Here is a 13,910-nt window from a genome sequence, read left to right as displayed (position 1 = left end):
GAAATATTACTCCGCTTATAAAAATGGCTACATGTACGTTGTAATCATGGAGTAGCTATCTATCTTTGCCGGAAAGGAATGAGACATGGGAAAGAGAATTCGATGGATATGGGTAATCTCGTTGTCGGCGGCTTTGGCGGCGATCGGGGTACAAGGCTATTGGCTGTTCAATCAGTTCCGGTACGAGATGTGTACTTATGCGGATGAGATCGCCGGTGAGGTATTTCATGCCGGGCAGGAGGAATTTCGTATACGGAAGGAAGAGGCGGAGATGACGAAAGGTACTTATATCATAGAACGCCAGTCGAAATACCAGTCTGGTGATAGCGTGTTAAACGGGTTGAAAAACTCGTTCGGTTTCCAGCTTTATCCCAAGGATACGACAAAGATCCATAGTTTTCGGCTTCATCTGGACCCGAATATGCCGGAAGATAGCTTATTAGTTGGGGTAGATCGTTCGGTCGTGGAGTTCTTCGTGCCTTTCTCCGCAGAGCGTTTGGACTCCATCTTGTCTGCCGGTCTGCCCGGTCTGGATTATCGGGTACGTCCGTTCGTAGCGAGCGATACATTGTCCGGACAGTCATCGGCCTTATGGTTCCCATTATCGAAAAACCTGTTTTCAACCTCTATCTCGATATGCTATGTGTTCGCCCCGATCGAGCGAATGGCGGTGTGGGTGGATGTGGATCTTCCCATAAATCCGTTATTGGGCCGGATGGGATGGCAGCTTTTCCTAAGTATTTTCCTTATCTTGTTATTGCTGGCTTGCTTGGGTTTCCAGATCCGTACGATCTGGGAGCAAATGCGCTTGAACGAGTTGCGTGAGGGGTTCGTGCATACGATGATCCATGAGCTGAGGCGACCGGTACAAACCTTGAAGGTATTCGTCTCTTTCTTGAATGACCGGGAGATGCGGATGGATGAGGCCACGACGGAACGGGTCCTTCAAGACTCCATGTTCGAGTTGGATAATCTTTCCGCCTATCTGGGAAAATTGAAAGATATGGTCTGTGCGGACGAGCGGGAGACGCTTCTGAGACCTTCCGCTTTTAATCTCCGTGAGTTGGTGGAGAAGGTGGTACGCCTAACCAATATCCCCGCCGGGAAAAAAGTCTCTTTCTCGACGGCCTTTCCCCCGGATATGCCGGATCTGACGGCCGATCCGGTACATGTGGCGAATGTCTTGTCTAACTTGATAGAGAATGCGATCAAATATTCGGGAGAGGAAGTGAATATCGATATCGTAGTGCTTTGGAATCAGCAAGGGGTGGAATTGACCGTTTCGGATAATGGCTTCGGTATCGCTCCGGATGAGCGGCGAAAGGTATTCGAGAAGTTTTACCGTTCGTCTCATCTGCCTGATAAGCAAATTCCCGGTATTGGGTTGGGATTGAGCTACGTTCGCCAAATAGTAGAGGCGCATCATGGTTCAGTATCCCTGCGAAGTGAATTAGGTGAAGGCACTCGAATTACTATAAATCTACCGACTACAGCCTTATGAAATCGACATTGAAAATACTTTTCGCTGACGATGACCTTAAGTATTCCCTCGTCTTGAAGCGATTCTTGGAACGGGAGGGGTATGAGGTGACTTATACCGGCAATGGTACCATGGCTTTGGAGCAATTCCCGGTCGTGAAACCGGACCTGGTCTTGCTGGATATCAACATGCCCGGCCTAAACGGTTTCGAGGTAGCGGAAAAGATCCGTGAGCAAGACCGCCATGTCTTGATCTTTTTCCTTTCCGACCGTTCCGATAAGAACGACCGTTTGAAAGGTTTTAGCTTGCGCGGAAACGATTACTTGGCGAAACCCTTCTATCCGGAAGAGCTGATCGCCCGTATCAAGGACCGTTTTGAGATCGGTGTCCATGAAAACGTGCAGGAGGAGAGCTTCCATTTCGGAAACACGACCTTCAACTATACCACGAATGAGATCCGTACGGGCAATAACAAGGTATTGATCACTTCCCGCCAAGCGGATCTTCTGCGAATCCTGGCGACAAACCTGAATCTGGCGGTGGATCGTGACCTTCTGTTGGAAACCGTCTGGGGAACTAGCTCATACGCCAACTCCCTGGCCTTGAATGTGCAGGTCACCTATCTCCGTAAAGCGCTTCATAACGATCCGTCTACCGGCATCGTATCCTTGCCGAAGAAAGGATATATGCTAAGAGGATAGAATTTATCCGGTAGAATTGGGTTTCTGATCCGTAAGCATTATCTTTGTCCCACAAAGTATTCACAGAAAGAAAATGAATCATATATGAACTTCAGCGAACAATGTTTCCGCATTTTTGAGCAAGCTACGGAGGCTTATCATGTAACTGACAATGTAGATGCTACAGTGCATAATCCCTATGCGGTAAAGAGCATCGAGTTTTATCTTTATCTTAAGAACTGGATCGATGCCGTCCAATGGCATTTGGAGGACATTATCCGGAATCCGGAGATCGACCCGGTGGAAGCGCTGGCTATCAAACGCCGCATCGACAAGTCGAATCAAGATCGTACGGATTTGGTAGAGTTGATCGATAGTTTCTTTCTGGATAAATACAAGAACGTGAAAGTATTGCCGGACGCTACGATCAATACGGAAAGCCCGGCTTGGGCGATCGATCGTCTGTCGATCCTTACGCTTAAGATCTATCATATGCGTGAGGAGGCAAACCGTCCGGACGCTACTGCCGAGCATAAGGCTCGTTGTGAGCAGAAGTTGGCCGTCTTGTTGGAACAGAAGAAGGATTTGTCGATGGCTTTGGATCAATTGCTATCCGATATCCGTGACGGTAAGAAATACATGAAGGTCTACAAGCAAATGAAGATGTACAACGACCCGGCCTTGAATCCTGTGTTGTACGGTAAGAAATAATGGCAAATATATTAGTAATACGACTTTCGGCTATCGGGGATGTGGCGATGACCGTTCCCGTTATCTATTCCGCAGCCAAGGCGAATCCTACGGACTCGTTTACCGTGTTGACGCAAGCGTTCTTGATCCCGGTTTTTATCAACCGCCCGAAGAACGTGAACGTGATCGGTATCAATACGAAGAGCACGGAGAAAACGTTGGCGGGATTGCTTCGTTTTGCCTCTGCCTTGGTGAAATACGATTTCGATATGGTGCTGGATTTGCACGATGTGTTGCGAACCATGATTATCCGTACGCTGTTCCGCTTGAACGGCAGACGGGTGTTTGTCGTGGATAAGGCCCGGAAAGATCGTGCCCGGTTGACCGACGCGAAGCATAAACGATTTAAACAACTTCGCCCGGTGATCGAACGTTATGCGGATGTGTTCCGCAACGCCGGGCTTAACTATACGGAATCGTTCACCTCGCTTTATGAGACCTCGACCCCTGATTTATCCGCCTTGGAACCCCTTGCGGGAACGAAGACGGGCAAATGGATCGGTATCGCCCCCTTCGCCAAGCACCGGGGAAAGATTTATCCGACCGGGGAGATGGAGCTGGTCATGGCCGAGCTTTCCGATCGAGAGGATTTTACCATCTTCCTGTTCGGTGGTCGTGGCTACGAGGAGGCGCTCTTGGATCAATGGGCTTTTGAGTATCCCCGGGTAAAAAGCGTGGCGGGCAAGTATTCCTTGGATCAGGAACTGGCCTTGATCAGTCGGTTGGATCTGTTGATTTGCATGGATTCCGCCAATATGCATTTTGCTTCCTTGGTCGGTACACGGGTGCTTTCCGTTTGGGGCGCTACCCATCCCTATGCCGGATTTTACGGATATCATCAGGATCCGGAGGATTGTATCCAGTTGGACTTACCTTGCCGTCCTTGTTCCGTATTCGGCCAAAAGCCCTGCCTGCGGAAGGATTGGGCGTGTATGAAACAGCTCAATCCGGATCTAATCATAAACAAGGTATTAACCTCTTTAAATGAAATGGTTTCGGATGAAGGAGATCATTAACCCGGCGTACGGGCGATTCGAGGATTTTGTAAGGCGTGTACCTCGTATATTTTCAGAAGAGGGAAAAACGATTTATAAGGCGAGGAATGAGATCAAGGTTTTTGAGGTAGATGGTGTGGAACTGAATGTCAAGCGGTATAGAATCCCCCTCTTGATAAACCGTGTTATTTATCGTTTTTTCCGTCAGCCTAAGGCTGTGCGAGCCTATGAGTACGCTCTGCGATTGGTTGCCAAGGGGTTTGAGACTCCTGCCCCGATCGCTTATATCCTTTTTAGGAAGAAAGGGTTTTTGGAATATAGTTATTTTATCAGTCTGCAATCCAGCTATAAGACATTGTATAAAGTCGGACAGCGTCCGGTAGAGGAGAACGAGGATATTTTCCGTGCGTTAGGTACTTATATGGCAAAGTTGCATGAGGCGGAGGTTTATCATGCCGATTTCTCTCCCGGAAATGTATTGTACGATCGTACGGAGGAAGGGGTTAAGTTCTCCTTGATCGATATAAACCGGATGCACTTCGGGCCTGTCTCGCTGAAACGAGGATGCGCGAATTTCTCCCGTTTGTGGGGACGGGAAGCCGCTTTTCGTTTAATGGCAGAGACCTATGCCGAGAGCCGGCATTTTGATAAAGCGGAATGCCTTCGTTGGATATTATACTATCGAAATCGTTTCTGGAAGAGATATGCGTTGAAGCATGAGATTGAATTTGAATTATAGACTTTTATGAAAATACAAATACTCCGGTTCTGTTTAGTTGTTAGTTGTCTTTTGGCCTATGTATCTCCGGTTAAGGCGTTAGAATGGTGGGAAAAGGTAGAGTATCTGACTTACTCGCCCCGTTATTTCGGGCCAAATGCCTTTCCGATTCCCGAGTTGGTAGGAGGAAGCCTGTCCAGCCGTTGGGAAGTGGAGCTTCGGGGGGAATATCATAAGACGCGAGGCGATCAGACGAAAGATATCTTTACCCGTTTGTACATTCCTGTCGTAAAGGGGCGTGTAGGGGTGAATGTCAGTTGGGTATTCCAAGAATGGTATGAGATGTCGCCGGAAGTGCGGGATGAGCGTTATGCGGTAGAACTGAAATCCCCGATTGTTTGCCGGGGCGACGTGATCTTTAATTTTTATTTCCAAGCCCTCCGGAGCGAGAAATGGATGGATATCGTGGTAAGCGCCAACCTGAAAACCGCCAGTGGCGGACGCTTGTGCGACGCTCGTTATACGGATGCGGCCTCTTATTGGTTCGACGCCAATCTGGGACGTACGTTGTGGAAGCGGAAAGATGTAAACGCTTCGATCCGTGTGCAAGCTTTAGCGGGTTTTTATTGTTGGATGACTAACGATGTCGTTAATCGTCAGAACGACGCTTTCTGTTATGGGGCAGGTGTGTTAGGGACCTATCGGGGGTTCTCGTTGGATTGTAATTATGCCGGTTTCCGGGGATATCGGGATAATGGGGATAAGCCGATGATTCTACGGACAAAGCTAAATTATGAGCTTAAGAAAAATATCTTGTCCTTCCAATATAAACATGGAATGAAGGACCATCTTTATGATAGCTATTCATTAGCTTATATCCGTTGTTTCTGAATCTGTAAATAATCTATGCTTTCTTGATCGACCTGAATAACGTGGCGAAGCCATCTGTATAAGCCTTTACGCTGAAATCTTGGATGATATGCTCACGTGAGGCCTTGGCGAACGCTTCCAATCGCTCCGGGTTATCGATAAGCGAGCGGATAGACGCCGCCATTTTTTGAGGAGAAGAAGGCGGCACTAACAATCCGGTGACTCCGTCTATGATTAAGTCTCTTGCTCCCGGTATGTCTGTTACGATACAAGGAACGGAACAAGCCATAGCCTCCCGCACGACTCTCGGGGAGGCATCCCGGTGCGAGGGAAGTATAAACAACTGGGACGTGACCAGAAAAGAGATGGCGTCGGAACGCTGTCCCAGAAAATGAATTTGTGCGCTTACCTTCGACTGTTGGGCTAATTGGAAATCATTTTCCCCATATTCTCCCACGATTGTAAGATGTACCCGTGGATCATCCAATAAGATAAACGCATGAATCAAATCGGTTAAGCCTTTGAACGGCCTGTTCTTCGTCGCTCCGATATAGATGCAACGAAAGGCGTCGTCCGGAATATCGTCTGCTTGTTTGGGCGTACGGACTGCCTCCTTGATCCAATCGATATCAAATGGCTTTGTGCTGGTTGTTAGTCTTTTTCGTGCGATGAATCGGGAGAGATATTCCTCGATATCTTTGGTCTCGCATACGACATGCTCCACGGCGGGATTTAATATGCCTAGATAATAGGTCGGATCGAACCGCTTCAATTTAGCCTGCGTGCCTCGGTATGCGATATTCTTCGCCCGTGTGCCTATGGAGGCGAATAAAGCGTTTGATAAACCGGAACTACTTGGTGAGTAGATAAGGTCGATCCGATAAGTCTTGATGATTTCGCGCAGGGCACGAATAACGTTCCAGTTGAACTTCGAGGTAATGACCGGCAGATCCAAGGGTGTACAATTCCCATAGATCTTTTTGTCGGTATACGATTGGGGGGAAGCGATATAGATGTTGAAGTCCTCAAGCTTGGACAATCCTTCCAGCATTTTGTAGGTCGCTATGTCGGCTTCTTTATAGACTAAAAGTATATTCATTGTGTATGGATAAAATGGATTTGCTAAGATCGTGAGATATTCTCGTATACTCGCATGAAATGAGCCGCTAATACGTCGGGCATGAATCGCCGTATATTCTCTCGTCCGCCGGAACGCATGGATTCGGCCAGCTTCGGCTCGTTCAATACGGACTCTATCAAGCCGCGCAGTTCTTGCTCATTTCTCGGATCGGTATATAGAGCGGACGATCCGCCCGCCTCTTCCAGACAAGAACCGGTAGCCGCTATCACCGGAATACCGGCAAGCTGGGCTTCTAATATCGGGATACCGAATCCTTCGAAAAACGAGGGATATACAAATAAGGTCGCCATCTGATAGAAAGCGGCTAATTCGTTAAAAGGTATATGGGTCAAGATACGGACGCGACCGGACAGGTTGTTTTCCCGGATATAGGTCTCTACCGTATCCGTATAAGGCGTATGCTTACCGATAGCGATCACGGAGATATCTTCTTTCAGGGCTTTCAGGGCTTTTACCAGAAGCAATAAATTCTTCCGTTCCTCGATGCTCCCTACATATAATATATAAGGCCCGTTTATCTGATATTTCTCGCGTACGGACGATTTCACGTCTTCTTGAACCGCTTGCCCGAATATCGGGTCACAACCTTGGTAAACAACCTCGATCTTGCTTTCCGGAATGTGGAAGAAGTCCCGGATGTCTCGCATCGTCTGCCTGCTGATCGCTATGATCTTGTCCGATCGTAAACAAGCTTGCTTGAATTTGTAGGTATAGATGGAACGATCGATCGGTTTATAAAGCTGCGGGTAACGCAAGAAGATCAAGTCATGTATCGTTACGACCGCTGGGATTCCGTTCTGTTTTAGATTCATAGGAATCTCATTACTCAAGCCATGGAACAGATCTACGTGCTCTTTTCGAAGCGTAGTCGTTAGACCGGAGGTACGCCATAAAGACGGAAATAGTTTATCGAACCTGCCTTCCGGATAATGGAATGAGACACTTGGACGCTCCTCGATCCGTTTCCGTAACGCCTCTTTGCCTTTGCCCGGCGTATAGAGTTGATAGATATGCTCCGGGAAAGAAGTGGACAAACTATTCACTACGAACCGGCTATAATTACCCAGTCCGGTAGCGTTATGCGTAATCCGTTTTGCGTCGAAAGCGATCTTCATAGGCTTGAATTCGATATATTGGGCAAATATACGATATAATTTTAATTACCTTTACCTCATTTCCTTCCGAAATCCGCCGGGATCTCCCCCCATACGGATGTTTCCCATTTGAGGATCTGGGTGGTATAGGTATGGGTGTTCAACCATTTCTCGGCCCGCTCGATGAGCTCGAAGATAGGTTCGTTGATCGGTTTGCGTGCTAATAGGGTTTTGCATTTCTTTTTCTTGACCCAGCTGATGGCGTTGCGGCTATCCGAATAGATCGGCAGGTCGCTTCCCTTTTGCTGTAGCAAGGCGAGGCCGTGTACTAAGGCGAGGAATTCCCCGACATTGTTCGTGCCCTCCTTCAGCGGGCCGATATGGAAGATCTCTTGTCCGGTAGCGGTATAAACACCTCTGTACTCCATATCCCCGGGATTACCGCTACAGGCGGCGTCTACGGCAAGACTCTCATTGATCGGGTTCCCGATCGGGGCTTCCGGTGCGAGACGGGCCACGGCTTTCGGGGAAGAGGCGGTCTTTAGGTAATGGGTATAGCCGGCCTCGAAGGCTTTGGCAGCTTCCTCCCGGTTCTCGAAGGATTTATATTTGGCTCCCTCTTGTCCGTCTACCTGTGCCTTGCATTCCGCCCAGTTATCATAGATTCCCGGGTTCAACCCTTTCCATACGACATAAAACTTATTCTTGGCCATGACTCTTACTCAAGATTTCTTGTGAGAATTGCGTATAGGTACCGAACGGCGCTCTTTTATCCTTGAAGAAACGGATCAAGGCGTCCAGCCTTCTTTCCATGCTGCAACCGGAATGGTTGGTCATGATAAACGGTAACTTTAGCTCTTTCCGATCACTTAAGGAGGTGAACTCCCACGGATGGAAATAGGTTAGGAAATAACCGTCCTCTTTCCAAGTCCAAAGCGCTAACTTACGGTACAAGGTAGCCGGAAGGTTATGGTAAGCCAGCCAAAATAAGGGGAAACGGACGATCGGGGTCACCGAGGCGGGCAGTTGCAATACGCCATCTTTCATGAAATAGGTGCGGGGCTGCCCCAGATGATTGTAACGGCCGGGAATACAAGTCGGGTTCAAGGACGAGTTGTATAAGTAACCGGCCTTATGTATCTCTTCTTCTTCGACGGGCATCATGCGGGCCATACGGAAACCGTTCACCGGTTGTCCGGTCAGTTCCTCCAACGCCTCTTTGGACTTGCGTAGATCGGCGGTCTCGAACGACGAGTGATAAAAACCATGCGAAGCGATCTCATGTCCACCCTTTTGGATGTCCAAGATCAAATCCTTTGCGTGAAGGGCGAAGTTCGCCGTGCAAAAGAAAGTCGCTTTTACCCGGTGACGGGCCAGACATGCCAGTATCTTCCGGGTTCCTTCTACGGAAGTACGCATTTGTTCCTCGAACGGCAATTCCACGCCGTGTTCCAATGGAGCGTCAAACTCCTCGATATCAAAACTAAGTAATATCATGTATGTCAATTAATCTCTATGAAATAAGATGGATAAGAAGTTCAACGCTTCCCGCCGCAGGACCTTGAATCCCATATCGGATACCGCCAGTCCTTCTTTGATGTTCGCGTTGATCGTCCGTAAGTTTATCTCTTTCCGGCGACTTGCCTTATAGATAAATTCCGTATCGAATAGGAAGCTATTGATACGGGTCGTCAGGAATATCGCCTGTCCCGCTTGGCTGAATCCCTTCATGCCCCCTTGCGTATCCTTGATCTTGATCCGCAAGACCCATGTATTGCATATGTGGGACAGTTTGGATAACATTTGCCGGAAAGGAGGTAGATTATCCTGATAACTTTTGCCGCGGGTAGCCACGACTACGTCCGCTCCTCCTAGCAACGCCTCGACCATCCTGCCGAATGAGTCGTTTGTATATGGAAAATCGTAGTCTGTATAAATAATGTAAGGAGAGGTACATCGCTTTACCGCCTCTCGCAAGGCATATCCTTTTCCCCGGTTGGGCTTATAGTCCACGACGCAGACATCCGGTATCAATTGCCGGAGGCGGTCGATCGTTTCCGGCTCGTATCCCCGTCTCGAACCATCACTGACAATAAAAAGGTGGAAACGTACCGGGCTGAATAATCGCTCCACTTCGCGGAAATGGGTGGCTACTCGTTCCTCCCAGCCCGAAGGCGGGTTGTAACAAGGTAATACCAAATCTATGTCTGCTCGTGCGTTCATTCCATTTATACCTTTACCGGATTATAACTCCTCGTACACATCTCAAATGTCAGCTTTAGCCAGATCAGCATACAAGGCAACGCTTTTAACGCATACGGGTATACATAATGCACTCGTATGTATTTCGGGAAAAGATCGGACGGAGACATGCTGGTCAATATAAAGGCGAAGACCATCAAGACAATATCCAATGTCGAACGTTTCCACGGTACAGCCGTATACCAAATAGCGACTCCGATAAACGCTATGATATAGGTACTGGACTCGCTACCCGTGCTGAACAGTACGACAAACATCAACACCGAGGCCAATAACGTTTTCCGGAAAGCCTCATATTTATATTGACTGATGCGTAGATAAGGCAGGCCGAATAATATTAATCCCCCTATTATCAGATAAATGTCCGAGTAACTGACCGATCCCGATATCTTACGAACCATTCCCAAGAAGGAAATGTTCTGCATGAGCGCGAATAAGTTCTCCGAATTTTTTCCGGATAAGTCCTCGAACCAACCGGTATATTGGGACATTATATAATCCGGCCCGGACAATATCATCGGGGCTACGACCATGACGACCGCCCATCCTACGCAAGATAGGCTGAACTTCATCTTATGGCGAGAGAAAAAGAAGAACGCCAATCCCGTGATCCCATACAATTTAGTAAAGGTACCCAACATGATCACGAAAGCGGCCCATACGTCTTTCTCTTTCTCTATCAATACGTAAGCGAGGACAATGATAGCGGCGATACTGATATTGAATTGCGACATGAAAAGCGAGGTAAGCAACTCGTGGGCACAAAACCAATAGATAAAGATGCGTTCCCGCTTGGTCCCCGGTAGCATCTTGACCGCCCAGAATAAAAAAAGGCTTTGCGCCACCGACCAAGTAAGCAGTCCTAACCATAACGGTGTAATGGCGAACGGAGCTACTACCAAGCTAAATACCGGCCCGTAGTGAAAAATATCGTTGTATTCTTCCGGATAGGCGGCATAGAGCGGTAACTCATTCAACGTATGCCAAAAGGATTGCCTGAAGATCGAGAAGTTGTTATATTTCCCGGGGAAATACTTGGTAATCCATGCGATAACCCCCAGCAATGCCCATAGCCCCATTAAGGTACTATATTTGCTGAAAAATGGCTTATGGATAATTGTATTGAACTTATCTATAAATTTCATCATCGAATCTACATCTGTCTACGGGGCAAAATTACATAAAAACGGTGACTTTTATGCGAGTTAAATAAAAATACTATTTTTGCGTCCAAAACTGGTAAGAGATTATTTATGAATGAAATGTTGAGATACACGATCATTCGTGTCATTCTGTTTGTAATGGGAGGCTTTCTTCTTCTCGGATGTTCGGATGAAGATGATGTGGATAATAGTGGAGGAACGAGTAAATATGGTTTAATACGGATGGCAGAGGAGGATTATGATTCGTCGAATACTTCTTACATCCTTCAGGATGAGGAACCGGACGAGGTTCTTTTCGATTCGTCAAAGCGAAAATTCAAGGTGAATGAGCCTTTGCAGGTGTCAGTTACCGGGCAGAAGGAGTTGATGCTCCGTTTCTATTCTCCTAGAGCTATCCATAATGTGATTGTCTGGGCTACGGTTGAGGGTTATGAGGATGAGGTACGGTTTGCGGAGTTTACTACGGTTTTACCTTTTCAGGAGTTTAAAATGAAGTTGCCTTTTCTAGAACAGGCGAAGGTTTATTATACACGTTCCGGCGAGGAGGTTACCATAGATGCCCATCCGGATATCGTGGCCGAGAATATAAGTTTGCGGGTTGAATGTGGAGATCCGGTCTATCAAGGAATGATAAACGTGAAACCTAAGTGGGATATTTGGTTTGGTAAATATTCCGGTTCGAACTGGGGCAACTTCAGGCCACATCTGGCTCGTGAGGCGGTTGCCCTTTCCTTGAATATGGCCGCGATGTTTTCTTCCTCGCTTTTTGATGAGGAACTGGAGAAGTGGCGTGGCAAGCTGATAAATAACGAGCAAATCGTGGATATAGATGTGTTGAAGAAACAGATCACGAATCATGGCGGGTTGTGTTATGGACGCGTGGTGAATGTTGTCGGTCTGGGTGGAGGAAATACCTTTGGGCTAGGTGAATATGTCTATCTGACCCATTATGCCGACGATGCCAATGGTTCTGACACGCCGTATCATGAGCTGGCGCACTGCTTGGGGTATGGGCATAGTGGGAATATGACGTACTATCCGGCGGAAGGCGGTTTCCCTACAATTTGTATGAAGGTTTACTCACAGCTTTCCGTGAGCAAGAAATTACCGGTTTATTCCCGCCGTTTCTTGCATACCCGGAGGAATAAGAATCTGGTAGAGAATAAAAACGTGTATACTTCCTCGAAATACATTATCGATGATCCGGAATTGGATGCCATAGATGGCGGGCTTGGGCTTGCTCCGATGGAGACGGATAGGGCTGGCGATGAGGGTTCTCCTCTCTCATTTACACTTTCTGTCTTGGATATTCCCGGTGCCACTGTGGAAACTTTTCATCCGAAAGCGGTCCATCTTTATGGGAATACGCTATATGTAGCAAATGACGCTCCGGGACATTATAGTTTGGAGGTCTTTGATGTATCTTCCGGTAATGTGCGTCATGTGAAAAGTATGGTTGAGTGGATGAACGGAGATAAGAAAGAGACCTTTGCGGGGGAGCCAAACGGCGTGACTCGCTCGTATGGGAAAATATATGTCACGAATACGGGAAGCCGTACGGATGTGTTCGATGCGGAAACGTATGAGTTCATTACTTGTATCGGTACGGGTACTTGGGGTGAGGGTGGTTATCAGACCGTTCATGCGTTTGATGTGACGGCTAGTCAAGGGGCTGTCTTTATCCGGGATAAACGGAAACTGGTAGTTGTCTTGGAGCAAGATGTACAGCCCGGTTCCGCTGCTCGGGTACCTATATATAGCCGTAGCGTAAATTTACAAGAGGCAATGGGTACTTATGCGGTAGCGGCGCGAAATGATGGCTTTTTGTATGTGACGGCCCAGAATAAAAATATGATCTATTTATTCGATCCTGCGGACATTCGGGCAGGGGACACGGGCTTTGCGCCGTATCTGGTGGCATTGGGATTTGAAAAGTCTCCCCAGTCGATAGCGTTTGTAGGGGATCGTTTGTTTGTTACGCTTCGTGTCGATGATAAACGGTCGGAGCTATGGGAGATCAGCCCTAAGAACGGAAAATTATTGCAGGATTTTACAGATTCGATGGTCTATCCCGAGAAAATAGCCGGTGCTCGTCATACTTTATTGGTAGTGGATCGTGCGACCCAGACAGTAAAAGCCATTGGCCTCTGATTTTTTTTATTGATTCTTAGGAATAAAGAAGATAGAGTTCCCGGAAAAAGTTTACATTTGCGAAAACTATTATAATAACGTATGAAACGTGTTTTTTTGGTCGGATATATGGGAGCGGGCAAGACAACGGTGGGAAAGGAGCTTGCCAAGCTCGCCGGTCTTTCGTTCATAGATCTTGATTTCTATATAGAAGGGCGTTATCATAAGGCCGTTTCGCAGATATTCGCCGAGAGAGGGGAGGAGGCTTTCCGAGAGATAGAACGGAATATGCTTCACGAGGTCGCTGAGTTTGAGGACGTGCTGATCTCCACGGGAGGAGGCGCTCCTTGCTTTTTCGATAACATGGAGTTTATGAACGCTTCTGGCACGACGGTTTACTTGAAGGTGTCAGTCGAGGAGCTGGCGAAGCGTCTGGAGTTGTGCAAACATACCCGTCCGGTGTTGAAAGGACGTTCCGGGGAGGAACTGAGGGCGTTTATCGCCGAGAGTCTGGAGAAAAGGAATCCGTTTTATACGAAGGCGTCCATAACGTTTGATGCCGAGAAGATGTTAACAGAATCTGATGTACATGACATATCGAACGCGTTAATGAAAATCCTATAGCAT

At 47.5% G+C, this 13,910-nt stretch carries 14 protein-coding genes; 8 read left to right on the top strand and 6 right to left on the bottom strand.

Annotated features, from left to right (window positions below; all coding sequences use genetic code 11):
* Positions 1-85: 85 nt before the first annotated feature.
* From DW205_RS12870 to DW205_RS12845, 6 genes are all read left to right on the top strand, one after another.
* The gene (locus DW205_RS12870; RefSeq protein ID WP_008778801.1) at positions 86-1,501 is read left to right on the top strand and encodes a sensor histidine kinase KdpD; all 1,416 of its coding nucleotides are present in this window, start codon (positions 86-88) and stop codon (positions 1,499-1,501) included.
* Positions 1,498-2,181, top strand: coding sequence for a response regulator transcription factor (locus DW205_RS12865; protein WP_005864037.1), 684 nt, complete (start codon positions 1,498-1,500; stop codon positions 2,179-2,181). The genes DW205_RS12870 and DW205_RS12865 overlap by 4 nt, the downstream gene beginning before the upstream one ends.
* Before the next feature lie 84 nt (positions 2,182-2,265).
* Positions 2,266-2,871, top strand: coding sequence for a DUF4254 domain-containing protein (locus DW205_RS12860; protein WP_005864038.1), 606 nt, complete (start codon positions 2,266-2,268; stop codon positions 2,869-2,871).
* Complete coding sequence (locus tag DW205_RS12855) at positions 2,871-3,926, top strand: glycosyltransferase family 9 protein (RefSeq protein WP_005864039.1); 1,056 nt, start codon at positions 2,871-2,873, stop codon at positions 3,924-3,926. Before DW205_RS12860 ends, DW205_RS12855 begins: the two co-directional genes overlap by 1 nt.
* A complete protein-coding gene (locus DW205_RS12850) occupies positions 3,910-4,644 on the top strand; it encodes a lipopolysaccharide kinase InaA family protein (RefSeq protein WP_005864040.1) in 735 nt (244 codons plus the stop codon). The genes DW205_RS12855 and DW205_RS12850 overlap by 17 nt, the downstream gene beginning before the upstream one ends.
* A 6-nt stretch (positions 4,645-4,650) precedes the next feature.
* Positions 4,651-5,514, top strand: a complete 864-nt coding sequence (locus DW205_RS12845) for a hypothetical protein (protein ID WP_005864041.1) — start codon at positions 4,651-4,653, stop codon at positions 5,512-5,514.
* 13 nt (positions 5,515-5,527) lie between these two features.
* Here the strand turns inward: DW205_RS12845 and DW205_RS12840 are convergent, their stop codons facing one another.
* The 6 genes from DW205_RS12840 to DW205_RS12815 are packed head-to-tail and all read right to left on the bottom strand — an operon-like array spanning position 5,528 to position 11,138.
* Positions 5,528-6,592 carry a glycosyltransferase gene (locus DW205_RS12840; protein ID WP_005864043.1) on the bottom strand — a complete coding sequence of 355 codons (1,065 nt, stop codon included), beginning with the start codon at positions 6,590-6,592 and terminating at the stop codon, positions 5,528-5,530.
* A 23-nt stretch (positions 6,593-6,615) separates the two neighbouring features.
* Complete coding sequence (locus DW205_RS12835; RefSeq protein WP_005864045.1) at positions 6,616-7,749, bottom strand: glycosyltransferase family 1 protein; 1,134 nt, start codon at positions 7,747-7,749, stop codon at positions 6,616-6,618.
* A 56-nt stretch (positions 7,750-7,805) separates the two neighbouring features.
* Complete coding sequence (locus tag DW205_RS12830; protein ID WP_005864047.1) at positions 7,806-8,441, bottom strand: viroplasmin family protein; 636 nt, start codon at positions 8,439-8,441, stop codon at positions 7,806-7,808.
* Positions 8,428-9,225, bottom strand: coding sequence for a polysaccharide deacetylase family protein (locus DW205_RS12825; protein WP_005864049.1), 798 nt, complete (start codon positions 9,223-9,225; stop codon positions 8,428-8,430). Before DW205_RS12825 ends, DW205_RS12830 begins: the two co-directional genes overlap by 14 nt.
* A gap of 9 nt (positions 9,226-9,234) precedes the next feature.
* A complete protein-coding gene (locus DW205_RS12820) occupies positions 9,235-9,951 on the bottom strand; it encodes a glycosyltransferase family 2 protein (RefSeq protein ID WP_005864051.1) in 717 nt (238 codons plus the stop codon).
* Positions 9,952-9,956: 5 nt separating this feature from the next.
* The gene (locus DW205_RS12815; protein WP_008778798.1) at positions 9,957-11,138 is read right to left on the bottom strand and encodes a glycosyltransferase family 87 protein; all 1,182 of its coding nucleotides are present in this window, start codon (positions 11,136-11,138) and stop codon (positions 9,957-9,959) included.
* A gap of 105 nt (positions 11,139-11,243) precedes the next feature.
* Between DW205_RS12815 and DW205_RS12810 the strand changes: the two genes are divergently transcribed.
* The gene (locus DW205_RS12810; RefSeq protein ID WP_005864055.1) at positions 11,244-13,304 is read left to right on the top strand and encodes a hypothetical protein; all 2,061 of its coding nucleotides are present in this window, start codon (positions 11,244-11,246) and stop codon (positions 13,302-13,304) included.
* Between the two features lie 81 nt (positions 13,305-13,385).
* On the top strand, positions 13,386-13,907 hold the full coding sequence (locus DW205_RS12805; protein ID WP_005864057.1) for a shikimate kinase: 522 nt from the start codon (positions 13,386-13,388) through the stop codon (positions 13,905-13,907).
* Positions 13,908-13,910 lie beyond the last annotated feature (3 nt).

It is taken from the genome of Parabacteroides sp. AM17-47, assembly GCF_003434625.1.
GTDB lineage: Bacteria > Bacteroidota > Bacteroidia > Bacteroidales > Tannerellaceae > Parabacteroides > Parabacteroides distasonis.
Note: the sequence above shows the minus strand (reverse complement) of the source record. Positions and strands in the feature narration are given on the sequence as shown.